The sequence below is a fragment of the Streptomyces sp. NPDC002463 genome (assembly GCF_042889835.1).
Classification (GTDB): Bacteria; Actinomycetota; Actinomycetes; order Streptomycetales; family Streptomycetaceae; genus Streptomyces; species Streptomyces nymphaeiformis.
This window is the reverse complement of sequence record NZ_JBIARL010000007.1, coordinates 160857-184332: the sequence shown is the minus strand read 5'-3', so window position 1 is coordinate 184332 and position 23476 is coordinate 160857. Positions and strand designations below refer to the sequence as shown.

Genomic DNA, 23476 nt, shown 5'->3' with positions numbered 1-23476 from the left:
TTCTCACATCGGCGTGGAGTTTCGGGGCCCGGACGGGGGCGGAGTGGCTCGGAGGGCACACCGCGGGGGCGGGCCGGCGTCATGGGGGTTCGCCGGCCCGCCGGGGAATCGCGGTCAGTAGCCGGCGACCGGCCGGCGGTGGCAGATGCTGCGGATCCGCTCCTGGACGCGCGCCCGCAGCGCGGGGTCGAGGGCGTAGGTGTTGTTGGAGGTGTTCTCGAGGTCGGTCAGCACCTCGTGGACGAGCTCCGCGACCTCCGCGACGTCGGCCTCGTCGAAACCGCGGGCCGCCATGCTGTTGCTGCCGAAGCGCACGCCCGACGTGACGAACGCGGAGTGCGTGTCGCCGACGATCCGGTTCTTGTTGACGAGCACACCGCACTGCTCCAGCGCCTTCTCGGCGTTGACACCGGTGACGCCGTACGACGTGAGGACGTCGGCCACGACGATGTGGTTGTCGGTTCCGCCGGAGATCACCCGCACTCCGCGGGCGACGAGCTGCCCGGCGAGGGCGGCCGCGAGGTCGCGGACCCGGTGGATCCGGGCGGTGAACTCCGGCGTGGTCGCGGCCCCCAGGGCGTAGGCCTTGGCGGCGATGCTGTTGACCACGGGCGCGCCCTGGATCAGCGGGAAGAGCCCGGTGTTCAGGGTCTGCTGGAGCGTGCGGCCGGTGGGGAGCACCATGTCGGCCGAGTCGCCGAGCATGATCAGGCCGCCGCGCGGGCCGTAGAGCTGCTTGTGCGTGCACGTGGTCACGACATGGGCGTGGGCCAGCGGCGAGGGGTGCAGACCGGCCACCACGAGACCGGCGATGTGGGTGATGTCGGCCAGCAGGTAGGCGCCCACCTCGTCGGCGATGGCGCGGAACGCGGCCCAGTCGAGCGTACGCGGGTAGGCGGTGGTGCCCGCGATGATCAGCTTCGGGCGGTGCGCGAGCGCCTGGGCGCGGACCTCCTCGTAGTCGATGAGGCCGTCGGCCCCGAGGCCGTAGCTGTGCGCCTCGAAGATCTTGCCCGAGAGGTTGACCTTGGCACCGTGGCTGAGGTGGCCGCCGGCGTCCAGGTCGAGGCCCAGGATCGGGTCGCCCGGCTTCAGGAGCGAGTTCATCACGACCTGGTTGGCGGTGCTCGCCGAGTGCGGCTGGACGTTCGCGTAGCGGGCGCCGAAGGCCTGCTTGGCGCGCTCGACCGCGAGCTCCTCGACCTTGTCGACGTTCACGCAGCCGGCGTGGAACCTGCGGCCGGGGTAGCCCTCGGCCGTGACGTTGGCGAAGAAGCTGCCCTCGGCCAGCAGCGCCGCCGGGTTCACGGGGCTGCAGGAGGCGACCAGGGCGAGGGTCTCGCGCTGCCGGTGCAGCTCGTCGTCGAGGAGCCCGTACAGGGCCGGGTCCCCGAGCTCCATGGCGTGCAGGGCGTTCTCGTAGAAGGCCGAGAGCGGGGCGGTCGGAGGGGTGAGCGTGGGCAGTCCGACGGCTTGGGTCATGGGGCCGAATCCAAACTGTGAGGGGTGAGGGGGTTCAGAAGTTCGGCGTCGAGAGCATCGCCGCGACCTTGCGGTCGGGGTCCTCGAAGCCGCGCCGGCCGTGCATCACGCGCTTGTTGTCGATCATGACGATGTCGCCGGACTCCCACTGGAGGTCGACCCGCACCTCCTCGGTGGCATCGAGCGCGTCCCAGCGGCAGTGCTGCGGGATGGACGAGCCGTCCTCGAAGGACACGAGCGCCCCGGAGCCCAGGTAGCTGTTGCACAGCGTGGGCGCGTCCACGTAGGGGGCCTGCGGGACCGCGGAGACGGTCCACTTCCAGTTGAGGTTGCCGGCCTCGTCGAAGTCGTACTCGAAGTCGTCGAAGGTGGCGAACAGCGCCTCCAGCTCGGCGCGGTCGGCCGTGCCGAACACGCGCTCCTGGTGCTCGGGGGCGGTCGGGAACGGCAGACGCCAGGTCAGCCGCAGCTTGTCGAACAGCTCGCGGGTCTCCGGGGCGAGCCGCTTGTACGCCTCGACGCCGTCGTAGACCGTCGTCTCGCCGTCCTCGTCGGCCGGGCGCACGCAGTAGAACCACTGGAGGCCGGGGTGCAGCGGGCAGTAGCTCATCTCGGAGTGCGCCGGAATCGGGTTCCGGTGCGCGTCGACGAGGAGCACGGCGCCGTCGTCGGAGATCGTCTCCCGGTTGGGGTTCTGGTGGAAGAACAGCTTCGACGAGAACTTCTGGACCAGCGCGCGGAAATCATCGGCGGTGGCACCGAATCCACGGAACATCAGCGTGCCGTGCTGCTTGAAGAGTTCGGCGATCTCGGAGTGCGGGAGTTCGGCGAGGGGGAGATCTGCGCTTTCGATCACCAGACCGTGGTGGTCGGAAAGGGGAGAGGTTTTGAAGGGGGTTATCGCCATGAGAATTCCTACGGGAGAGAGAGGCCCTGACTTTTCATCACGACCGTGACGTTAGGCGGGCGTTCATACGGTGGGCAATATCGGGATCCTGGACTGATCCGGTCATTGCAGGGGGTGTCCAATTCCGTCCACGGGACGGAGTGCGCGGTGTCCCCGGAACAGGTGTCACGGCTTTCGGGGGCGTGTGCTCACGCCGTCCTGCCGCGAGCATGGGAGGCCGATCGGTACATGCGGTACCTCCCCGTCCCGACCAGCGGAACGGCGGCGAACGGCAGGGGAAGGGAGGCGGTGGACGATGAGCTCGTGCCCCACGCCGTACGCGGCCGGCCACCGGATCGACCGGCTCCCGGCGGTCCCCGTGCTCGGCCCGGCCGACTGCCATGTCTGGTGGGCGGATCCGGCCACGGTCACCGACGCCTGCCTGGACCTGCTCGACGAGACCGAGCAGTCCCGGCTCCCGCAGCTGCGCCGCGTCGAGGACCGGCAGCGGTTCATCGCCGGCCGGGCCCTGCTGCGCACCGCGGCCGCCGGCTACCTCGGCCTGCCACCCCAGTGGGTCGAGGTGGTCGCCCGCTGCCCCGACTGCTCCAGGAACCACGGGAAGCCCGAACTGCCGGGCACCGGGCTCCAGGTGTCGGTGTCCCACTCCGGCTCCCGGGTGGGGGTCGCCGTCACCCGCACGGGCCCCGTCGGGATCGACGTCGAGGAGATCAGCGCCTCCGTGGCCCCCGCGGAGCTGCTCCCCCACGTCCTCGGCCCCGCGGAGCCGCGTACCCCCGCCCACGCCACCATCGGCGGCTTCCACCGGATGTGGACCCGGAAGGAGGCGGTGCTCAAGGCCACGGGCCAGGGACTGCGGATACCACTGTCCGAGGTCGGGGTGTCGGCTCCAGAGGAGGACCCGAGGGTGCTGTTCCTGGGCGGTCCGGCGGCCGGGCCCGCCGAGGACTTCGTCCTGGCCGACCTGGAGGCCGGTGCGGGCTGCGCGGCCGCGGTCGCCGTGATCGGCGGCGTCCGGCCCGTCTTCACCGCCTACTCCCGGAGCCGCCCCTCGGCCGCCGGGTTCAGTTCGGGGCCGCCGCCGGCTGCGGGGCCCGGGCGCTGAGCGGCCTCATGTCCGTCCACACCTGCTCGATGTGGTCGAGGCACTCCTGCCGCTCGCCGCTGAAGCCCTCCGGCTCCCAGCCGGCCGGCAGCTCGCGGTCGGCGGGCCAGAGCGAGTACTGCAGTTCGTGATTGCGGACCACGAGCTGGGTGCCGATGCCTTCGGTCGTCATGTCTCCACCTGCTGTCGTTGTCGGGGTTCGGGGTGCGCGGACGGTGCGCGCGGGATGGTCAGGGGGTGGTCAGGGCGGCGCGGACCAGCTGCGCCTTGTTGTGCGCGCCGAGCTTGGAGCGGATGCGCTTCACGTACGTGTCGACCGTGTGCTGGCTGATGCCGATCCGCCGGGCCGCCTGGTCGTGGGTGCAGCCCTCGACGAGGTGCCCGAGCACTTCGCGCTCCCTCGGGGAGAGCGTGGCGACGCCCTGCCGGACGGGCGCCGGTCCCGGTGCCGCCACCCGCCGGATGGCGTCCACGAGCAGCAGGGGCGCGTCGTCGAACGGAAGGGTCGCGCCCGTCCGTTCCGAGCCCGTCTCCGGTCCTCGGGTGAGGAGGACCGTGCGGGCGGCGGGGACGGCCGGCGGCAGCTCGCCGAGCAGGCCCCGGTCGAGCACGAGGCAGTCGACCGACCCGGGCGCCACCGCGAACGGCGTGCTCGCGGCGAACGCGACCTGGATGTCGGCCTCCGCGTCGAGCAGATAGCGGATGCCGAGCAGGGCGAGCTGGTTCTCGACGAAGATCCCGGCACGTGTCATGTCGTCTCCCCGTCTTCGCTTGGTCCGGTCCACTCCGGCTCCACAGGACCAATCTCCGTGATCGGAGCACCCACCGGAAGGCGACTCCGGTGGCCCGTTGGGGCCCTGGACAGAAAGGGACATCGGCGCGCGGGGAGGTACGGGGGCACGGGACCGGGAGTACGGGGGCATGCCGAAGGGGCCGGCCCGTGGAGGGCCGGCCCCTGAAACGGTCACGGCGGCGTCAGCGCTGCTCGGAGATCCAGCCGTTCTGCACGGCGCGGACGCCCGCCTCGAACCGGCTGCGCGCCCCGAGCCTGGTCATCAGCTCGGAGGCCAGCCGCCGCGCGGTCCGCGGCGACACCCCGAGCCGCTTCGCGATGGTCTCGTCCGTGTGTCCCTCGGCCAGCAGGACCACGACCGTGGCCTGCTGGTCGGTGAGGCCCTGCTCGTCGGCCCTGCTCTCCTCGTTGAGCGGCCGGGCGTCGTTCCAGACGCTGTCGAACAGCGCGCACAGCGCGGTCAGCGTGCCCTGCCCGGTCAGCACGACGGCGCCCTCGGCGCTCTTGTTGCTGTTCACGGGGATGACGGCGGCCTTGCGGTCGAAGACGATCATCCGGGTCGGCAGGGTCGGCACGGTGCGCACCTGGCCGCCCAGCTTGGACAGCCAGCTCACGTACTGGAGGGTGTGCGGGCTGTTGCGGGCGCTGTTGAGGTAGACGGTCCGCAGGCGGACCCCCCGGTCGATGAGTTCCTGATTGAGCGGCTTCGCGGCCTCGATGTGCTCCGGCCGCTGGGGCCCGTCCGGGGCGAAGGTCATGACCTCCTCCCGGGTGTCCCGGCTGAGGGCGGCGAGCCCGTCGCGGATCTGGTCGATCCCGGTCAGACGCTCGCTGTGCGGCCGGGTGTCGGCCGGCCGTATCTCCTCGTACTCCGCGATCAGCTGGGCCGCGGCCGCCCGCGACTCCTCGAGGCGTTTCTGGTGCGCCGCGAGCTCGGCCTGCTGGCGCGCCATGAGCATTTGGAGGCCGACCTCGGGCGAGACGGGCCAGAGCTTGCCCTCCTCGTCGTAGGAGGGACGCAGCAGCGCCAGCTCGCTCAGGGTGTCGAGACCGTACCGGACCTGCTCGGGGGTGAGTGCGAGGCGCTCCGCCAGGTCCGCCACGCCGTCGCGCGGCCGCGCCAGGAGACCCCGGTAGACGGCCTCGGCAATGGAATCAAGACCGAGCGACTTGAGCACGGCTCATCTCTCCCCCCGGAGATCTCGCGGTTTAGAGGCTCCATCATCACATGCGTCGCGAGTTTTCTACAGAAGGCGTCCTGGACTGTACCGGCCATTGCCGGAATGGGACTTCTGTTCTTCTTCTTCCCGGTTCGTCCTTTGAGGAAAATGCCGGGTGTGTATCTCGTTCATACCGAACTCCTCAATAGGAAGGCGGAGTTGTGCATCCCTCAGAACCTCGCGGATCTCCTGCGTGACCTGGCACTTCCCGGCGACGGAGTGGAGCATGTGGTGATCCACCCGCATCCGGGCCACGGACTGACGGTGGGGGTCTATCTCCTCGCCGACCGCCTCCGGGTCGCGGAGGAGACGGCGGCGCGGCTGTGCCTGCGCGCGGTCACCGAGATCGGTCCGCTGCCGGGGTGGCGGGTCGGCCGCTCGGAGGCGCCGCTGCTCGCGCCGTACGGCTTCGACGGATTCGTGGGCTGAGCTCCCCGGACGCGGCCCACTGACCTCTTCGGTCCAGGGCCCGTTCCGTCCACCGGAAGTCCCTTCCGAACGCCTTTCGGCTTGACGAAGCTCTGTCACACCGAAAGAACAACCCCCCCACCGATTCGTAAGGGACTCACACCTTGCTGCGCTTCCGTTCCGCCCGCTGGGCCGCAGTCATCCTCACGGCTCTCGCTCTCCTGGTCCCGGCTTTCGACGGGGCCGGCGACACCGCCGACACCACCGTCACCGCCGCCGCCCTGGACGACGTGATCTGGGGCTGACACCCGCTCCGACGCCTCGGCGTCGGTCCACGGAACGGGACGCGAGGCGCCCCGGGGCGCCCCTCCCAGAACGCCGAACGGCACCGAAGACAGAGTCTTCGGTGCCGTTTCGTCGTCTGCGCGGACCCCGTGGCCGTCCTTCAGGCCGTCCGCCGCTCGTGGCTCCGCTGCTCGTGGCTCCGCCACAGGGCGAGCAGGACCGGAAAATCGTCCAGGACCTCGCCCACGAGGACCGGCTCCCGCGCCGGGTGTCCCATACCGGCCTGCTCGCACTCCACGCAGAGAGCCATCCCGAGGCTCGCGACCCACGCCCCGCACGGCACACCGCAGGAGTCGCACTCCGCACGTCGCCGGCCCGCGACCATGCCCGCCCTCCCTGGATACGCCGTCAGCTCCCAGGAATCTTCCCCGTCACGTCGAAAACGAACGGGTGTTTTACGGCCACGTCCCGGCGGCCACGTCCCGGGGCCGGGATGACGCGGGCCTGAATGGCGCAGGCCTGAATGGCGCGGGCCGGAACGCGCCATCCCGCCGCTCAGCCCGGGCGCTTCGGCAGTTGGCGGTAACCCGGGTGGACGCCCGGGGTAAGGCCCTGCTGCTCGGCGATCCGCCCGAGGAGCGCCGTCAGCCGGGCCCGGTCCTCCTCGTCGAGCGCCGCGAACAGGTCGTCCTCGTGCAGCGCGGCGACCTCGCGGACGCGTCCGAGCGCGCGGCGCCCGTCCTCGGAGAGGTGCAGCTCGTGGTGGCGGCGGTCCTCGGCGCTGCGGCGCCGCTCGACGAACCCCTTCTTCTCCAGGTTGTCGATGAGCGCGACGACCCGGCTCGGGACGACGCCGAGGTCGGTGGCGAGGGAGCGCTGACTCCGTCCCGGCTCCATGGCGATCATCCGCAGCAGGCCGACGTCCGGCGGGGCGAGGCCGAGCTCGCCGACGCGCTCGCCGAAGCGTCCCGCCGCGTGTGCCCCGAGCTGGGCGAGGAGGAACGCTCCGCCGCGCGGGGGCGGGGCGGACGCCGCTCCGGGATCTTCCACTGGTTGCCGGTCACTGCTCACGGAGTTATCGTACGCCACAAGAACGATTCTCTACTGTGAACTATTCTCCTCACAGAACGGACAGGACCCGTGTCTGCAGAGACCCGCACCCGGCCCGCGGAAGCCCCTCGGAAGGAAGCCCAGGGAGGGCCGCCGCCCGGCGTGCTCGCCGTGGTGTTCACCGGGCTGTTCCTGGCGGGGCTCGTGCTCAGCACCGTGCTCGCCGGCGGCGACCCCTTCCCCTCGCCCTTCGGCGGGACGGGCGCGACCGCCGAGATCGTGGCCTGGTTCCGGGCCCACTCCGACGCCGTCCGGATCTCCGGCGCCCTCCAGTTCGCGGCCTCGGTCCCGCTGGCCGTCTACGCCGCCACGGTCTCGGCCCGGCTGCACCGGCTCGGCGTCCGCGCCCCCGGCGCGACCATCGCCCTGGCCGGGGGCCTCCTCGCCGCCGGATTCCTGGCCTTCTGCGGCCTGGTGAGCTGGACCCTCTCCCGTACGGAGGTGCTCGAACTCCCTTCGCTCGTCCGGGCCCTCCAGTACCTGGCCTTCGCCACCGGCGGTCCGGGCCACGTCGTGACGCTGGGCCTGCTCGTCGCCGGGATCGCGGTCCCCGGGCTCCTCGCCGGACTGCTGCCCCGCGCGCTCGCCGTGACCGGTCTCGTCCTGGCGGCGGTCGCCGAACTCTCCACCCTCACCCTGCTCTTCGACGGCGCCGCCCTGCTGCTGCCGCTGGCCCGCTTCACCTGCCTGGGCTGGCTGATCGCCGCCGGCTTCCTGCTGCCCCGTCACCGCACCCGCAAGGAGCACTGACATGGCCGAGAACCTCACGCACAAGCTCGTGCGCTTCCAGCAGCCCGAGAAGACCCTGCGCTACCTGGGCGAACTGCCCGACACCCGCCTCGCCGACCTCTTCGGCCTCGACACCGAGGCGTACCGGAAGCTGCTGGAGGACCTCGACGACCAGACCCGGCACACCGCGGCCGAGCTGCTCGAGGACCCCGCCTTCGCCGAGCGGGCCGACCGGCTGCCCTTCCGGCCGGGGCAGCGGATCGTGGCCCTCGGCGAGAGCACCACCGCCGACCGGCTCTCCTGGTTCTCGATCCTGCGCCACCTGCTCCCGGAGGGCGTCGAACTCGTCGACCTCGCCGTCTCCGGTTCCACCACCACGCAGGCCCTCGCCCTCCTGCCGCAGCTCGCCTTCCTGCGCCCCGACTGGATCCTGTGCATGCTCGGCGCGAACGACGCCCAGCGCCTGGGCCGCGGCGCGGAAGCGGCCGGCACCCGGCTGGTCAGCGAGACGGAGACCGAGCGGAACCTCCTCGCCCTGCGGGACCTCTCCGGCCTCGGCCCCGACCGCTGGATCTGGCTCACCCCGAGCTCCGTGGACCAGGAACGGGCCGACGCCTACCCGCACTTCCGCCGCGCCGGGATCGGCTGGACGAGCGAGGACGTCGACGCCGTCGCCGACTTCCTCCTCGGGCGCCCCGAACTCACGGTCGACACCCGGCCGGCCACGGCGGGACTGCACCTCGACGACGGCATCCACCTCACCCTCGAAGGCCAGCGGGCCGTCACGGTCGCGCTCGTCGACTCGCTCGCGCAGGAGGCGTCATGAAGCTGATGCTCTTCGGCGTCACCGGCGGTACGGGCGCACAGCTCCTGGCCCAGGCCCTCGGCGCCGGCCACCAGGTGACCGCCGTCGCCCGCGACCCCGCCCGCGTCCCGGTCACGGACCCGGACGCGCCGCTGACCGTCCTGCCCGGCGACGCCCTCGCCCCCGAGACCTGGCGGCAGGCGGTCGCCGGCCACGACGCCGTCCTCTCCTGTCTCGGCAGCACCGACCGCAAGCACCCCACGACCGTCTACTCGCAGGGCACGCGGAACATCGTCGAGGCCATGCGCGCCTCCGGCGTCGGCCGGCTGCTCTGTCTCTCCTCCGCGGGCCTGGAGATCACCCCGGAGGTGCCGCTGCCGCAGCGCCTCGTCACCCGGTACGTGATCCAGCGGCTCTACCGGCACGGTTACGCCGACATGGCCCGGATGGAGAGCCTCGTACGCTCACCCGTCGCGGACGGCACCGCGTGGACGGTCGTCCGGCCCCCGATGCTGACCGACGGCCCGCTGACCGGCACCTACCGGACCGCCGAGAACGCCCACCTGGAGCGGCCGAAGTCCCTCTCGCGCGCCGATCTCGCGCACTACCTGCTCACCCACGTCGACGACCGCCGCGCCCACCGGGCCGTCGTGGAGGTCGCGTACTGAAGGCACCGCCCCGGGAACCCGCGCACTCATATGTGCAACCCCTCGCACGCCCGTGCGTCCGGTGGGGAAGAATGGTGCGGTGACCTCTCCCCGTTCCCCGCGCCCTTCCGCCCCGGTGGCCCGGCTGATCGCCACCGACCTCGACGGCACCCTGCTGCGCGACGACAAGTCCGTGTCCCCGCGCACGGTCGCCGCCCTCGCGGCGGCCGAGCAGGCCGGGATCGAGGTCTTCTTCGTCACCGGCCGCCCGGCCCGCTGGATGGACGTGGTCAGCGACCACGTCCACGGGCACGGGCTGGCGATCTGCGCCAACGGCGCCGCCGTCGTCGACCTCCACGCGGGAGGCACCTTCCTGGAGGTCCGCCCCCTGCAGCGACCGGTCGCGCTCGACGTCGTCCGCGCCCTGCGCGCCGCCGCACCGGGGACCTCCTTCGCCGTGGAGCTCACCACCGGCATCCACTACGAGCCGCTGTACCCGCCCTTCTTCCTCGACCCCGGCGCCACCGTCGCCACCGCCGAGAAGCTCCTCTTCGAGGAGACCCCGGGCTCGGCGGCCCCGGTGCTGAAGCTGCTCGCGCAGCACCCCGAGCTCGACCCCGACGTGTTCCTCGCGCTCGCTCGGGAGGCCGCGGGCGACCTGGCCGCGTTCACCCGCTCCAGCCCGACCGCCCTCATCGAGATCAGCGCGCTCGGCGTCTCCAAGGCCTCCACCCTGGCCCTGTGCTGCGCCGAGCGCGGCATCGCGGCCGAGGAGGTCGCCGCCTTCGGCGACATGCCGAACGACATCGAGATGCTGAGCTGGGCCGGCCGCTCGTACGCGATGGGCAACGCCCACGCGGACGTCGTCGCCGCCGCCTCGGGCCGCACGGTGAGCAACAACGAGGACGGCGTGGCCGTCGTCATCGAACAGCTCGTCGCCGAGGCACTGGCCGCGGCGGAGACCCGGGGCTGACGGTCGGAGCGGCGGCCTTCCGGGCCTGAGCTCCCGGTCGGAGCCGCGCCTCCCGAAGCACGGCGGCCCCGGGACCGCCCCTCAGAGCGGTGCCTCCCAGACCACCGTCGTACCACCGCCGTCCTCGCCCAGGCCCGGATCGCACCAGCTCGCGCCGCCCAGCGACTCGGCCCGGCGGGCCAGGTTGCGCAGGCCGCTGCGCCGCCCGCCCTCCGGGATGCCGATGCCGTCGTCGGCGACCGAGAGGCGCACCCCGGCGGAGCCGTCGGGCAGGGTGACCCCGGCGTCGACGACCACCTCGATGCGGCTCGCGTCCGCGTGCCGGAACGCGTTGGAGAGCGCCTCGCGCAGGGCGGCGATGAGGTTCTTCCCGGTGAGCTCGCCGACCGTCGAGTCGATCGCGCCGAGGAAGCGGTGCGCGGGCTTGAAGCCGAGCGGCACGGCCGCCATGTTGATCTCCCGCAGGACGCGGGTGCGCAGCCCCGACGGGGCCTCGGCGGGTCCCTGCTGGAGCGCGAAGATCGCCGTACGGATCTCCTGGATGGTCACGTCCAGCTCGTCCACGGCCTTGCCGACGCCCTCGCGCACGGCGGGAACGATCGACTTCCGCTGCGCGCTCTCCAGCATCATGCCGGTGGCGAAGAGCCGCTGGATGACCAGGTCGTGCAGGTCGCGGGCGATCCGGTCGCGGTCCTCGAAGACGGCGAGGCGCTCCCGGTCGCGCTGGGCGTCGGCCATCATCAGGGCGAGGGCGGCCTGCGAGGCGAACTGGGTGGCGAGCGTCCGCTCCATCTCCGTGAACTGCCGGGCGCCGCGCGCCCGTGGCGTGGCGAGCGCGCCGAGGACCCGCCCGCCGGACTGCAGCGGCAGGATCATGCTCGGTCCGTACGAGGCCGTCAGCCGGCTCAGCATGCGCGGGTCCGTCGAGGCGTCGGCCACGAAGACGGCCTCGCCGTCCAGGAGTTCCTTCACGACGGCGCTCCCGGGCGGGATCACCATGCCCAGCGACTTGACGGGCCGGGGCGAGGAGACGGCGACGATCTCCAGGCCGCCCTCCTCGGCGGGCAGCAGCACGATCCCCGCGTCGGCGTCCGCGAGCCGGCGGGCCTGCTCGGCGACGACCGTGAGCGCGTCGTCCGCGTCCCCGCCGGAGAGCAGCGCGGTGGTGACGGCGACCGAGCCGTCGATCCACCGTTCGCGCTGCCGGGCCGCCTCGTACAGGCGGGCGTTGCCGATCGCGATGCCGGCCTCGGTGGCGAGGACCCGGACCATGTGCACGTCGTAGTCGTTGAACTCGCCGCCGTCGTGCTTCTCCGCGAGATAGAGGTTGCCGAAGATCTCGCCCTGGACCCGGATGGGGACGCCGAGGAAGCTCCGCATCGGCGGGTGTCCCGGCGGGAAGCCCGCCGAGCGGTGATCGGTGGACAGGTCGGCGAGGCGGATGGTCTGCGGGTCGCGGATCAGCGCGCCGAGGAGTCCCGCGTGGCCGTCGGGGCGGTGGCCGATGCGCCGGGCCACGTCCTCGTCGACGCCGAAGGTGACGAAGTCGGACAGCCCCTCGCCCTCGTCGTCGACGACGCCGATCGCCGCGTACCGGGCGTCGGCGAGCTCGGCGGCGGTCTCGCAGATCCGGTCGAGCGTGGAGTGGAGTTCGAGCCCGGTGCCGACGGAGCGCATGGCCTCCAGGAGTTGCGGCACGCGGGCGGTGAGCTCCGTGGACAGCCCCTGGAGGCTGCGGGTGGCCTGGGTGGCGGCTTCCAGGGGGTCCGATGCGTCGGACGCGGCGGCGGTCATGGACTTGAGCCTAGTAAGTCCTATTTGGCGAGAAAAGTCGGCTGGTCCGCGCCCATCAGAAGCGCATCCGTCCGCCCCTCCTGCTCCAGCATCCGCCGCAGCGGGCCGTCCACCGCGGCGAGCTCGGCGTACGGGCCGCGCTGCACGCTCCGGCCCCCGTCGAGGACCACCACCTCGTCGACGGCGTCGAGTCCGTGCAGCCGGTGGGTGATGAGGACGGTCGTACGGCCCTCGGTGGCCCGGAGCAGATCGTCGGTGAGCGCGTCGGCGGTGGCCAGGTCCAGGTGCTCGGCGGGTTCGTCGAGGACGAGGACCGGGAAGTCGGCGAGGAGGGCCCGGGCGAGCGCGAGCCGCTGCCGCTGACCTCCGGAGAGCCGGGAGCCGTGCTCGCCGACGAGCGTGTCGAGTCCGGCGGGCAGGCCGTCGACCCAGTCGATCAGCCGGGCCCGGCGCAGCGCCTCGCGCAGCTCCTCGTCGTCCGCGCCGACCTTGGCGAGGCGCAGGTTCTCGCGGACGGAGCTGTCGAAGAGGTGGGCGTCCTGGGCGCAGAGCCCGACGAGCCGCCGGACGGCGTCGCCGTCGAGCTCCCGAGCAGGGACACCGCCGAGCCGATACGTGCCGTGCTCCACGTCCAGGAACCGCAGCAGCACCTGGGCGAGCGTGGTCTTGCCGGATCCCGAGGCGCCGACGACGGCGACCCGGCGCCCGGCCTCCAGGGTGAGCCCGAACCCGTCGAGCGCGAGCCGCTCCTGCCCGGCGTACCGGGCCGAGAGCCCGGACAGCTCCAGCGGGAACGGGCTCGCCGGGGGAGCGGCGGGCGTCCGCGGCTCCTGTACGGGGACGGGGGCGTCGAGCACCTCGAAGACCCGCTCGGCACTGCGCTTGACCCGCTGCCGGTACTGGACGGCGAGCGGCAGTCCGGTGACGGCCTCGAAGGCGGCGAGCGGCGTCAGGACGATCACGGCGAGGGCCACGCCGTCGAGCCGCCCGTCCCGTACGGCCTGGACACCGACGAGCGCGGCGGCCGCGACCGTCAGGCCGCAGACGAGGGCCGAGAGCCCGGCGCCGAGCGCGGTGGCGGCGGCCTGCCGGGAGGCGATGGAGGTGAGGGCGCGGTCGGCGTCCCGGGCCCGCTCGATCCGGCCCCGGAGCGCACCGGAGACGGTCAGTTCGGCGCAGCCGCGCAGCAGATCGGCCACGGCGGTCGCGAGGGTGCCGCGGGCGGGGGCGAGCCGCCGCTCGGCCCGGCGGGCGAGGGCCCCGCCGGCGGCCGGCACGGCGACGCCGGCGACCAGCAGGCCGACGGCGAGGACGGCCCCGGCCTCGGGCAGCATCCAGGCGGTGAACCCGACGGAACCGACCCCCACGAGGAGTGCGGCGCCCACCGGGAGCAGCCAGCGCAGCCAGTAGTCCTGGAGCGCGTCGACGTCCTGCACGAGCCGCGCGAGGAGGTCACCGCGCCGGGTGCGGCCAAGGCCTGCCGGGGCGATCCGCTCAAGCCGCCGGTAGACGGAGACCCGCAGGTCGGCGAGCATCCGCAGGACGGCATCGTGCGAGACGAGCCGCTCGGCGTACCGGAAGACGGCCCGCCCGATGCCGAAGGCACGCGTGGCGGTGACGGCCACCATCAGGTAGAGCACGGGCGGCTGCTCGGAAGCCCGGGAGATGAGCCATCCGGACACCGCCATGAGCCCCACGGCCGACCCGAGCGCCAGACTCCCGAGCGACAAGGCCAGCGCGATCCGCCCCTTGAGCTCCCGAGCCTGGGCACGCACACGCGCCAGGGCCGCCGTACGACGTGGGGGCGTCGGCTCCGCACCGGTGGTGGGCATGCGTTCCGCCGCGGGTGGGCACGACTCCCCGACGGACCCGTCGCTCACCGCCGCACCCGCACCCCCGGGACCCGCACCGACCCCGGCCCAGGACCCGGCAACCGTCACCACCCGGTCCGCGACCGCGAGCAGCGCCGGCCGGTGCACGACCAGCAACACGGTCCGCCCCGCCGCGAGGCGACGCACCGCCTCCACGACCCCCGCCTCGGTGACACCGTCCAACGCCGCCGTCGGCTCGTCGAGCAGCAACAACGGCCGATCCGCCAGGAACGCCCGCGCCAGCGCAAGCCGCTGCCGCTGCCCCGCCGAAAGCCCCGCACCGTCCTCGCCGAGGACCGTGTCGATCCCCCGCGGCAGCCCCGCGACGAACCCGTCCGCCCCCGCGTCCCGCAGGGCCTCCCGTACCGCCGAGTCAGACGCGTCCGGCCGGGCGAGCCGTACGTTCTCGGCGACCGTCCCCGCGAAGAAGTACGGCCGCTGCGGCACCCAGGCGATCCGGGACCGCCACTCCTCCAGGTCAAGCGCCCCGAGGTCGACGCCCCCGACCCGTACCGAACCGCCCTCCTCCGGCACCGCGAACCCGAGCACGACATCGAGGAGCGTCGACTTCCCGGCCCCGCTCGGCCCGACCAGGGCCACCGTCTCGCCCGGCTCGACCGTCAGCGTCGCCGCGTCGAGCGAGGGCTCGGCGCGCCCCGCGTGCCGCACCGTCACCCGGTCCAGCTCGAGCCGTACGGAAGCGGGGACCGCCCCCGTACCGGCGTCCCGCACCGGTGCTTCCAGGACCTCGAAGATCTCCTCCGCCGCCGCGAGCCCCTCCGCCGCCGCGTGGTACTGAGCCCCCACCTGCCGCAGCGGAAGGTACGCCTCGGGCGCCAGGACCAGGATGACGAGTCCGGTGTACAGATCGAGCTCACCGTGGACGAGCCGCATGCCGATGGTCACGGCGACGAGCGCGACCGAGAGGGTCGAGAGCAGCTCCAGGGCGAAGGAGGAGATGAAGGCGATCCGCAGCGTCCGCATCGTCGCGGCGCGATACTCCGAGGTGATCGCCCGGATCGACTCGGCCTGGGCCTTCGCCCGGCCGAAGATCTTGAGGGTGGGAAGGCCGGCCACCACGTCCAGGAAGTGCCCGGAGAGCCGCGAGAGCAGCTTCCACTGACGGTCCATCCGGGCCTGGGTGTACCAGCCGATGAGGATCATGAAGACCGGGATGAGCGGCAGCGTGATCACGATGATCGCCGCCGAGACCCAGTCCTCGGTGACGATCCGGGCGAGCACCGCCACCGGCACGACCACCGCGAGACCCAACTGCGGCAGATAGCGGGCGAAGTAGTCGTCGAGGGCGTCCACGCCCCGGGTGGCGAGGGCGATCAGCGAACCGGCCTTCTGGCCGCTCAGCCACCCCGGTCCGAGCGCGGCCGCGCGGCCGAGGAGCCGGCCGCGCAGCTCGGACTTGACCGCCGCGCTCGCCCGGTGGGCGGCGAGCTCGGTCAGCCAGGAGACCAGCCCCCGCGCCACCGCCACTCCGGCGAGCAGCAGCAGCGCGGTGGTCAGATCGGAAACCGACTGGGCCTTCTGGAAGGCCCCCACCACGATCTCGGCGATGAGCATCGCCTGGGCGATGACCAGCGCCGCTCCGACGAGGCCGAGCACGACCACCGCGACGAGGAAGAGACGGGTGGCCCTGGCGTACCGGAGCAGGCGCGGGTCGATCGGTTTCACGTGAAACATGCCCCTCTGGTGAGCGGTGAGCGTCGGCCCTAGTGGGCGTCGGCGATGTGCTGCGTACCGATGCGCTTGCGGAACACCCAGTAGGTCCAGCTCTGGTAGAGCAGCACCAGCGGGGTCGCGATCGCCGCGCACCAGGTCATGATCTTGAGCGTGTACGGGCTCGACGACGCGTTCGTCACGGTGAGGCTCCACTCGGGGTTGAGCGAAGACGGCATGACGTCCGGGAAGAGCGCCAGGAAGAGCATCGCCACGGCGGCGGCGATCGTCACTCCCGAGAGCGCGAACGACCAGCCCTCACGCCCGGCCCTGATGGCGGCGATCGCGCCGACCAGCGCCACCACGGCGACCAGCATCGCCGCGAGGCTCCAGCCGTCCCCTGTGTGGACCTGGGTCCAGATCAGGAAGCCCAGCGCGACCACCGCCGTGACCAGGCCCAGCTTGAACGCGAGCGCCCGCGCCCGCGTCCGGATGTCCCCGACCGTCTTGAGCGAGGCGAACACCGCGCCGTGGAAGGTGAAGAGGGTGAGCGTGACCAGGCCGCCGAGGAGCGCGTACGGGTTGAGCAGGTCCCAGAAGTTGCCGACGTACTCCATGTCGCCGTCGATCTTCACGCCCCGGACGATGTTGCCGAAGGCCACGCCCCAGAGGAACGCGGGGATCAGCGAGGTCCAGAAGATCGCCTGCTCCCAGTTGCGCTGCCAGTTCTCCTCGGGCCGCTTGACCCGGTACTCGAAGGCGACGCCCCGGACGATCAGGCAGACCAGGATGATCAGCAGCGGCAGGTAGAAGCCGGAGAACAGCGTCGCGTACCACTCGGGGAACGCGGCGAAGGTCGCGCCGCCGGCGGTGAGCAGCCACACCTCGTTGCCGTCCCAGACGGGTCCGATGGTGTTGATGAGGACCCGCTTCTCGGCCCGGCCACGGGCGAGCAGCTTGGTCAGGATGCCGACCCCGAAGTCGAATCCTTCGAGGAAGAAGTAGCCGGTCCAGAGGACGGCGATGATGACGAACCAGACGTCGTGGAGTTCCATGCCTCGATCTCCTGAGCCTCAGTACGAGAAGGCCATGGGCCGGTCGGGGTCACGGGAGTCCCCGCCGATCTTGGTGGGCGGGTTGAGGTCGTCCTCGGTGAGCTCCGGCGGGCCCGCCTTGACGTACTTGACGAGGAGCTTGACCTCGATGACGGCGAGGATCGCGTAGAGCGCGGTGAAGACGATCATCGAGGTGAGGACCTCGCCCTGGGAGGTTCCGGGGGAGACCGCGTCACGGGTGCGCAGCACGCCGTAGACGACCCAGGGCTGACGGCCCATCTCGGTGAAGATCCAGCCCCAGGAGTTGGCGATCAGCGGGAACGCCATCGTCCAGAGGGCGATGATCCAGTACCACTTGCCCAGGCGGGGGTTGAGCGCCTTCCGCCTGAACAGGACCAGATTCGGCACCTCGTCCTCACCGGTCCGCATCCCCGGCGCCAGCATGAACTTCTTCCGGGTCAGCCAGAGACCGACCACGCCGACGGCCAGCGAGGCCATGCCGAAGCCGATCATCCAGCGGAAGCCCCAGTAGGCGACGGGGATGTTGGGCCGGTAGTCGCCGGGCCCGAACTTCTCCTGCTCGGCCTTGTTCACGTCGTTGATGCCCGGGACGTACGAGCTGAAGTCGTCGTTCGCGAGGAAGGACAGCAGGCCCGGGATCTCTATGGCGACCGTGTTGTGGCCCTTCTCGACGTCGCCGTAGGCGAAGACCGAGAAGGGTGCGGGCGCCTGGCCGTCCCAGAGCGCCTCGGCGGCGGCCATCTTCATCGGCTGCTGCTTGAACATGACCTTGCCGAGCAGGTCGCCGCTGATGGCGGTGCCGAGGCCGGCGATGACCAGGGTGATCAGGCCGAGCCGCAGCGAGGTCCGCATGATCGGGATGTGCTTCTTGCGGGCCAGGTGGAACGCGGAGATGCCCACCATGAACGCGCCGCCGACCAGGAACGCCGCCGTGATCGTGTGGAAGAACTGGGTGAGCGCGGTGTTCTGGGTGAGCACCTGCCAGAAGTCGGTGAGCTCCGCCCGGCCGCGCTCCTTGTTGATGCGGTAGCCCACGGGGTGCTGCATCCAGGAGTTGGCCGCCAGGATGAAGTACGCGGAGAGGATGGTGCCGATCGACACCATCCAGATGCAGGCGAGGTGGATCTTCTTCGGCAGCTTGTCCCAGCCGAAGATCCACAGACCGATGAAGGTCGACTCGAAGAAGAAGGCGATGAGCGCCTCGAAGGCGAGCGGGGCACCGAAGATGTCGCCGACGAACCGGGAGTAGTCGGACCAGTTCATGCCGAACTGGAACTCCTGGACGATCCCGGTGACCACGCCCATGGCGATGTTGATCAGGAAGAGCTTGCCCCAGAACTTCGTCGCCCTGAGGTACTTCTCCTTCTCCGTCCGTACCCAGGCGGTCTGGAGCCCGGCCGTGAGCGCGGCGAGGGAGATCGTCAGCGGGACGAAGAGGAAGTGGTAGACGGTGGTGATGCCGAACTGCCAGCGCGCCAGAGTCTCTGGCGCCAGAGCTAGGTCCACGTCGTTTCTCCTTACATCGCCGTCAGCGCCGTGGTCGCATCGGCAGTTTGCCCTGTTCGTACCGTCCATTACGGGACGAACAAGGACACGCTTGTGAACGCGTTCACATTCACAAGCAATTATGGCTCATACGAAATCCGTACCTTCAGCTGGGGTCCCCCTACCGAAGGTCACCTCTTCCCAGGACCTTCAACATATTGTTGAATCCGGGGCATGACCCTTCGGATACGCATCATCTGGCCGGCCGGACACACCACGGCCACCCTTGAGGAGACCCCCACGAGCAAGGCGCTCGCGGGAGCCCTCCCGATCTCCTCCACCGCCCGCACCTGGGGCGAGGAGGTCTACTTCGACACGCCGGTCGCCGCCTCGGTCGAGGACGGCGCACGCCAGGTCGTCGAGCCCGGCACCGTGGCCTTCTGGACGGAGGGCGACGCCCTCGCCCTCCCCTACGGCCCCACCCCGATCTCGCGGGGCGACGAATGCCGGCTCGCGAGCCCCTGCAACCTGCTCGGCGCGCTCGACGGCGATCCGCGGATCCTGGCCACCGTCAGGGACGGCGACCCGATCCGCGTGGAACTGCTCCAGGGCCGACCAGCCCTGGAGGATCAGCCCTGACCGGTCAGCCCTGACCGGTCAGCCCTTGAGGAAACCCTCCGCCGCCTTCAGGAACAGGTCGTTGGCCTCGCACTCACCGATCGTGACGCGCACGCCCTCGCCCGCGAACGGCCGCACCATCACGCCGTGCCGCTCGCACTCCGCCGCGAAGTCCATGGTCCGCTCGCCGAGCCGCAGCCAGACGAAGTTCGCCTGGGTGTCCGGCACGGTCCAGCCCTGGGCCACGAGCCCCGCATGGACCCGCTCGCGCTCCGCCACCAGCGAGCCGACACGCCCGAGCAGCTCGTCCTCGGCGCGCAGCGAGGCCACCGCCGCGTCCTGCGCCAGCTGGCTCACACCGAACGGCACCGCCGTCTTGCGCAGCGCCGCCGCCACCGGCTCGTGGGCGACCGCGAAGCCGACCCGCAGCCCCGCCAGGCCGTACGCCTTGGAGAAGGTGCGCAGCACGGCGACGTTGGGCCGGTCGCGGTAGAGCTCGATGCCGTCCGGGATCTCGCGGTCGCGGACGAACTCCTTGTACGCCTCGTCGAGCACGACCAGGACGTCGGAGGGCACCCGGTCCAGGAACCGCTCCAGCTCCGCGCGGCGCACCGCGGTGCCCGTGGGGTTGTTGGGATTGCAGACGAAGATCAGCCGGGTCCGGTCGGTGATCGCCTCGGCCATCGCGTCGAGGTCGTGCACCTCGCCCTCGGTCAGCGGCACCTGCACGGAGGTGGCCCCGCTGATCTGCGTGATGATCGGGTACGCCTCGAAGGAGCGCCAGGCGTAGATCACCTCGTCGCCCGGGCCCGAGGTGGCCTGGAGCAGCGACTGCGCGACGCCGACCGAGCCGGTGCCGGTGGCGATGTGCGAGACGGGCACGCCGAAGCGGTTGGCCAGCTCCTCCGTCAGGCCGGTGCAGGCCATGTCGGGGTAGCGGTTGAAGTTCGCGGCGGCGGCCAGCGTGGTCTCCATGACCCCCGGCAGCGGCGGGTAGGGGTTCTCGTTGGAGGACAGCTTGAAGGCCACGGGACCGCCCGCGGCGGCCGGCTTGCCCGGCTTGTAGGTGGGGACGCCGTCCAGCTCGGCGCGCAGCCTGGGGCTGCCGGTGCTCTTCCCGCTGGTCTCGCTCACAGTGTGGCCTCCTCGACCGTCCGTACCGCCAATACTCCTCACCTTAAGAGGATTCGCGCCCGCTGCGAATGGGCTGTGGACAACAGGAGGGACACGCTGTGGATACGGCCCCGCTCGCGGCCGGCTCGTGGGGGAGCGCGCGGCCGGGTGGCGTGCGCCGGTGGCGGGCGCCGTGGCGCGCATCCCCCGTAGAGGTGAGTTGAGACCTCTTCGAGACCTCGCCCCCTCGCCAGGCCTACGCCGTTCGATAGCCATGGATCACACGTTAATTCCCCTAACTGCCTTTGATTTCATGCTTCTTGAGCCTTTTCGATCATGCAGAAACGTGCCTGTCAACGCCCGCATATGCGGCCGTCCCGACAGCCCCTCATCGCCCTACTATCGGCTCGCCATGACAGCAGCAGGGAAGCACCAGGTGAGCCGGGCACAGACCCGGGGAAGCCGGCAGGGCCGGGCAGGCATCCGGGACGTGGCCGCCGCCGCCGGGGTCTCCATCACGACTGTCTCCGACGCGCTCAACGGCAAGGGCCGACTCCCGGACGCCACCCGCCGCCACGTCCGCGAGGTCGCCGACAGGCTGGGCTACCGCCCATCCGCGGCGGCCCGCACGCTCCGTACCGGCAAGTCGGGACTCATCGGCCTGACCGTGACCACGTACGGGGATGAACCTTTCACCTTCACCGAATTCGCGTACTTCGCGGAGATGGCCAGAGCAGCCACATCGGCGGCACTCGCCCGGGGCTACGCCCTGGTCATCCTCCCCGCCACCTCCCGCCATGACGTCTGGTCGAACGTCGCCCTCGACGGCACCGTCGTCATCGACCCCTCCGACCACGACCCGGTCGTCACCGAACTGGTCCGCCAGGGCCTGCCCGTCGTCTCCGACGGACGCCCCGCCGGCACCCTTCCGGTCACCGCCTGGGTCGACAACGACCACGAAGCCGCCGTCCTCGACCTGCTCGACCACCTCGCCGACGCCGGCGCCCGCCGGATCGGCCTCCTCACCGGAACCACCACCGACACGTACACCCGTCTGTCCACCACCGCGTACCTCAACTGGTGCGAACGGGTGGGCCAGGACCCCGTCTACGAGGCCTACCCGGCGCACGACCCGTGCGCGGGCGCCGTCGCGGCCGACCGGCTGCTCGCCCGCCCGGACCGGCCCGACGCCGTGTACGGCCTCTTCGACCCCAACGGAACCGACCTCCTCGCGGCCGCCCGCCGCTACGGACTGCGCGTCCCGGACGACCTGCTGCTGGTCTGCTGCAGCGAGTCGACTGTCTACGCCACCACCGAACCGCCCATCACGACCCTCTCGCTCAAACCGCGCCGGATCGGCACGGCCGTCGTCCAGCTCCTCATCGACGCCATCGAGGGGATCGACGCCGACGGACCGGTCGAGCAGGTGATACCGACCGAACTGATCGTCCGCACGTCCTCGCAGCGGCGTTCGCCCCGCACCACGGTCAGCCCGCCGCGCTCACCCGCCAAGGACTGACCCGCCGCCGTCCGACCCGCCGTCCCCGCCCCTGCCCGTGGGCAGGGGCGGCGAAACCGGTCACCGCACCTGCCTCGACCCTGGACTGGACCTTCTCAATTCGGGCGAAACAACCGGTGAACCCGGAGTGGACCCGGATTCACCACCCCTGGTGCGTCACACGGAAGGGCCCTCATTCCTATGATGGGCGGACGACACCGCGGACCACTCCGACCAGGCCGGTCCGCGATGTGCAGGGCATCGCGACGGTGGTGGAGGGGTCGATGACTCAGGGGGCCGGACAGGAGCCCGTGGTGCGCACGGCGACATTGCGCGACTTCCGGGTACCTCCGTACGCGCGCGTACCCGTACAGGGCCACGCCGCCGAACCGCCGGCCCCGGAGAACCCGCCGGTACCGCCGAGGGCGGAGTACGCCCCCACCGAACACGTGTCGCCCACGGAGCTCGTGTCCCCCGCCGAACACCCGGTCCTCGCCACGCCCCTGGCACGTGCCGAGCACCCGGCCCCCGTCTCACATCCGGCATCCGCCGAGCACCTCCCCCCGGTCGCACCCTCGCCGGTCGAGGCCGTCCGCGTGCCGGTCCCACCGACCGAGACCCAGCCGGCCCACGCCCCGTCGGCCGAGGCCGCCCCGCGCGAGGCCCTCGCGGCCGAGGCCTTCCCGGCAACGCCCCTCGCCGCACCGCAGGCCCCCGCCCCCATGCCCGCCGACCCGACGATCCTCCTCGGTCAGCGTCTCGCCCCGGCCTACACCACCGCCACCACCGGGGGGTCATCGATCGTCTCCGTCGCCACCGGGCACCCCGGCAACGCCTTCCCCGAGGGTGAGCCGCCCGAGGGTTACACGCCGACCGAGCGCGACCTCCCGGTCATCAAGCGCGGCGACACCGTCCAGGTCCCCGTCACCCCCGAGCCGGCCCCCGCCCCTGAGCCCGCGAACGGCGACGGACCCGGCCCGCTGTACGTCGTCGGCGACGTCCACGGCTACCTCGACGAGCTCCTCGCCGCCCTCCGCGCCCAGGGCCTCATCGACGAGAACGGCGGCTGGGCCGCGGGCAACGCCCGGCTCTGGTTCCTCGGCGACTTCACCGACCGCGGCCCCGACGGCATCGGCGTCATCGACCTCGTCATGCGCCTCTCCGCCGAGGCCGCCGCCGCGGGCGGCTACTGCAAGGCCCTCATGGGCAACCACGAGCTGCTGCTGATCGGCGCCAAGCGCTTCGGCGACACCCCCGTCAACTCCGGCGCGGGCACCGCCACCTTCCAGGCCGCCTGGCTGCTCAACGGCGGCCAGAAGCACGACATGGACCGGCTCCAGGACGTCCACCTCCAGTGGATGTCCCGGCTCGACGCCGTCGTGAGCGAGGACGACCACCTCCTCCTGCACTCGGACACCACCGCGTACCTCGAGTACGGCCAGACGATCGCGGACGTCAACGACACGGTCCACGAGATCCTCAACCGGAACGACGCCGACGAGGTCTGGGACCTCTTCCGGAAGTTCACCAAGCGCTTCGCGTTCCGCGACGACGGCGGCCCGCAGGCCGTCCAGGAGCTGCTCTCCACGTACGGCGGCAGCCGGATCGTGCACGGCCACAGCCCCATCCCGTACCTCCTCGGCCAGGTCGGCACGGAGGACGGCGAGGACGGCGCGGGCCCGGTCGTGGACGGACCGCACGTGTACGCGGACGGGCTCGCGATCGCCATGGACGGCGGAGTGACCATGGCCGGAAAGCTACTGGTCGTCCAACTCCCCCTGAACGGCTGACGCATAACCCTGCGCATCCGGGGAAGTCGATTTCCGGAAACACCCTGTCAGGCCGTGGCGTCACCGCAATACCATCGGGTCATCCGTAGCAGGCTC

General features: G+C 71.7%; 21 protein-coding genes. 10 read left to right on the top strand and 11 right to left on the bottom strand.

The genetic code is table 11. The annotated features are described in order from the left end of the window. Positions 1-114 precede the first annotated feature (114 nt). Together glyA and ACFYX3_RS16585 are read right to left on the bottom strand one after the other, a co-directional pair. Entirely contained in the window at positions 115-1482 is a 1368-nt protein-coding gene (gene glyA / locus ACFYX3_RS16590; protein WP_382655982.1) for a serine hydroxymethyltransferase, read from the bottom strand. A 34-nt stretch (positions 1483-1516) separates the two neighbouring features. Beyond that, on the bottom strand, positions 1517-2338 hold the full coding sequence (locus tag ACFYX3_RS16585) for a TauD/TfdA family dioxygenase (protein WP_389013576.1): 822 nt from the start codon (positions 2336-2338) through the stop codon (positions 1517-1519). Positions 2339-2684: 346 nt separating this feature from the next. On the opposite strand from ACFYX3_RS16585, the gene ACFYX3_RS16580 reads away from it, so the two are divergent. Beyond that, positions 2685-3494, top strand: coding sequence for a 4'-phosphopantetheinyl transferase family protein (locus ACFYX3_RS16580; RefSeq protein ID WP_389013573.1), 810 nt, complete (start codon positions 2685-2687; stop codon positions 3492-3494). Here the strand turns inward: ACFYX3_RS16580 and ACFYX3_RS16575 are convergent. The 3 genes from ACFYX3_RS16575 to ACFYX3_RS16565 all read right to left on the bottom strand — a co-directional run bounded on the left by ACFYX3_RS16575 (position 3454) and on the right by ACFYX3_RS16565 (position 5465). Further along, the gene (locus ACFYX3_RS16575; protein ID WP_359511563.1) at positions 3454-3666 is read right to left on the bottom strand and encodes an MbtH family protein; all 213 of its coding nucleotides are present in this window, start codon (positions 3664-3666) and stop codon (positions 3454-3456) included. The genes ACFYX3_RS16580 and ACFYX3_RS16575 overlap by 41 nt on opposite strands. Positions 3667-3724: 58 nt before the next feature. Further along, positions 3725-4246 (bottom strand): response regulator transcription factor, encoded by a 522-nt coding sequence (locus ACFYX3_RS16570; protein ID WP_389013568.1) that lies wholly within the window; start codon positions 4244-4246, stop codon positions 3725-3727. A gap of 223 nt (positions 4247-4469) precedes the next feature. Next, a complete protein-coding gene (locus tag ACFYX3_RS16565) occupies positions 4470-5465 on the bottom strand; it encodes a LuxR C-terminal-related transcriptional regulator (protein ID WP_389013565.1) in 996 nt (331 codons plus the stop codon). A 159-nt stretch (positions 5466-5624) separates the two neighbouring features. Between ACFYX3_RS16565 and ACFYX3_RS16560 the strand changes: the two genes are divergently transcribed. Together ACFYX3_RS16560 and ACFYX3_RS16555 are read left to right on the top strand one after the other, a co-directional pair. Further along, positions 5625-5936 (top strand): hypothetical protein, encoded by a 312-nt coding sequence (locus ACFYX3_RS16560; RefSeq protein WP_376583615.1) that lies wholly within the window; start codon positions 5625-5627, stop codon positions 5934-5936. Between the two features lie 143 nt (positions 5937-6079). Beyond that, the gene (locus ACFYX3_RS16555) at positions 6080-6220 is read left to right on the top strand and encodes a hypothetical protein (RefSeq protein ID WP_382655996.1); all 141 of its coding nucleotides are present in this window, start codon (positions 6080-6082) and stop codon (positions 6218-6220) included. Between the two features lie 535 nt (positions 6221-6755). On the opposite strand, the gene ACFYX3_RS16550 is transcribed toward ACFYX3_RS16555, so the two are convergent. After that, on the bottom strand, positions 6756-7271 hold the full coding sequence (locus ACFYX3_RS16550; protein ID WP_389013559.1) for a MarR family winged helix-turn-helix transcriptional regulator: 516 nt from the start codon (positions 7269-7271) through the stop codon (positions 6756-6758). Positions 7272-7340: 69 nt separating this feature from the next. Here ACFYX3_RS16550 and ACFYX3_RS16545 point away from each other — a divergent pair, with 69 nt between their 5' ends. From ACFYX3_RS16545 to ACFYX3_RS16530, 4 genes are all read left to right on the top strand, one after another. Further along, entirely contained in the window at positions 7341-8060 is a 720-nt protein-coding gene (locus ACFYX3_RS16545; RefSeq protein WP_389013556.1) for a hypothetical protein, read from the top strand. Between the two features lies 1 nt (position 8061). Continuing rightward, positions 8062-8865 (top strand): SGNH/GDSL hydrolase family protein, encoded by an 804-nt coding sequence (locus tag ACFYX3_RS16540; protein WP_389013553.1) that lies wholly within the window; start codon positions 8062-8064, stop codon positions 8863-8865. Then, on the top strand, positions 8862-9512 hold the full coding sequence (locus tag ACFYX3_RS16535; protein ID WP_389013548.1) for an NAD(P)-dependent oxidoreductase: 651 nt from the start codon (positions 8862-8864) through the stop codon (positions 9510-9512). Before ACFYX3_RS16540 ends, ACFYX3_RS16535 begins: the two co-directional genes overlap by 4 nt. 79 nt (positions 9513-9591) lie before the next feature. Beyond that, positions 9592-10464, top strand: coding sequence for a Cof-type HAD-IIB family hydrolase (locus tag ACFYX3_RS16530; RefSeq protein WP_389013545.1), 873 nt, complete (start codon positions 9592-9594; stop codon positions 10462-10464). An 81-nt stretch (positions 10465-10545) separates the two neighbouring features. On the opposite strand, the gene ACFYX3_RS16525 is transcribed toward ACFYX3_RS16530, so the two are convergent. Genes ACFYX3_RS16525 through ACFYX3_RS16510 form a run of 4 tightly spaced genes read right to left on the bottom strand, consistent with a single transcriptional unit; the run spans position 10546 to position 18382 of the window. Beyond that, positions 10546-12258 carry a GAF domain-containing protein gene (locus tag ACFYX3_RS16525; protein ID WP_376583600.1) on the bottom strand — a complete coding sequence of 571 codons (1713 nt, stop codon included), beginning with the start codon at positions 12256-12258 and terminating at the stop codon, positions 10546-10548. Positions 12259-12278: 20 nt separating this feature from the next. After that, positions 12279-15824: a thiol reductant ABC exporter subunit CydD gene (gene cydD / locus ACFYX3_RS16520; protein ID WP_389013541.1), complete on the bottom strand. Its 3546-nt coding sequence runs from the start codon at positions 15822-15824 to the stop codon at positions 12279-12281. A gap of 29 nt (positions 15825-15853) precedes the next feature. Continuing rightward, a complete protein-coding gene (gene cydB / locus ACFYX3_RS16515) occupies positions 15854-16855 on the bottom strand; it encodes a cytochrome d ubiquinol oxidase subunit II (protein WP_376583596.1) in 1002 nt (333 codons plus the stop codon). 18 nt (positions 16856-16873) lie between these two features. Next, a complete protein-coding gene (locus tag ACFYX3_RS16510; protein WP_389013538.1) occupies positions 16874-18382 on the bottom strand; it encodes a cytochrome ubiquinol oxidase subunit I in 1509 nt (502 codons plus the stop codon). Between the two features lie 213 nt (positions 18383-18595). Between ACFYX3_RS16510 and ACFYX3_RS16505 the strand changes: the two genes are divergently transcribed. Beyond that, positions 18596-19000, top strand: a complete 405-nt coding sequence (locus tag ACFYX3_RS16505; RefSeq protein WP_389013535.1) for a cyclophilin-like fold protein — start codon at positions 18596-18598, stop codon at positions 18998-19000. 18 nt (positions 19001-19018) lie between these two features. On the opposite strand, the gene hisC is transcribed toward ACFYX3_RS16505, so the two are convergent. Continuing rightward, positions 19019-20113 (bottom strand): histidinol-phosphate transaminase, encoded by a 1095-nt coding sequence (hisC, locus tag ACFYX3_RS16500; RefSeq protein WP_382656022.1) that lies wholly within the window; start codon positions 20111-20113, stop codon positions 19019-19021. A gap of 391 nt (positions 20114-20504) precedes the next feature. Here hisC and ACFYX3_RS16495 point away from each other — a divergent pair, with 391 nt between their 5' ends. Next, positions 20505-21611 carry a LacI family DNA-binding transcriptional regulator gene (locus tag ACFYX3_RS16495; protein WP_352025454.1) on the top strand — a complete coding sequence of 369 codons (1107 nt, stop codon included), beginning with the start codon at positions 20505-20507 and terminating at the stop codon, positions 21609-21611. Positions 21612-21874: 263 nt separating this feature from the next. Then, entirely contained in the window at positions 21875-23380 is a 1506-nt protein-coding gene (locus tag ACFYX3_RS16490; protein WP_389013530.1) for a metallophosphoesterase, read from the top strand. Positions 23381-23476: the final 96 nt, after the last annotated feature.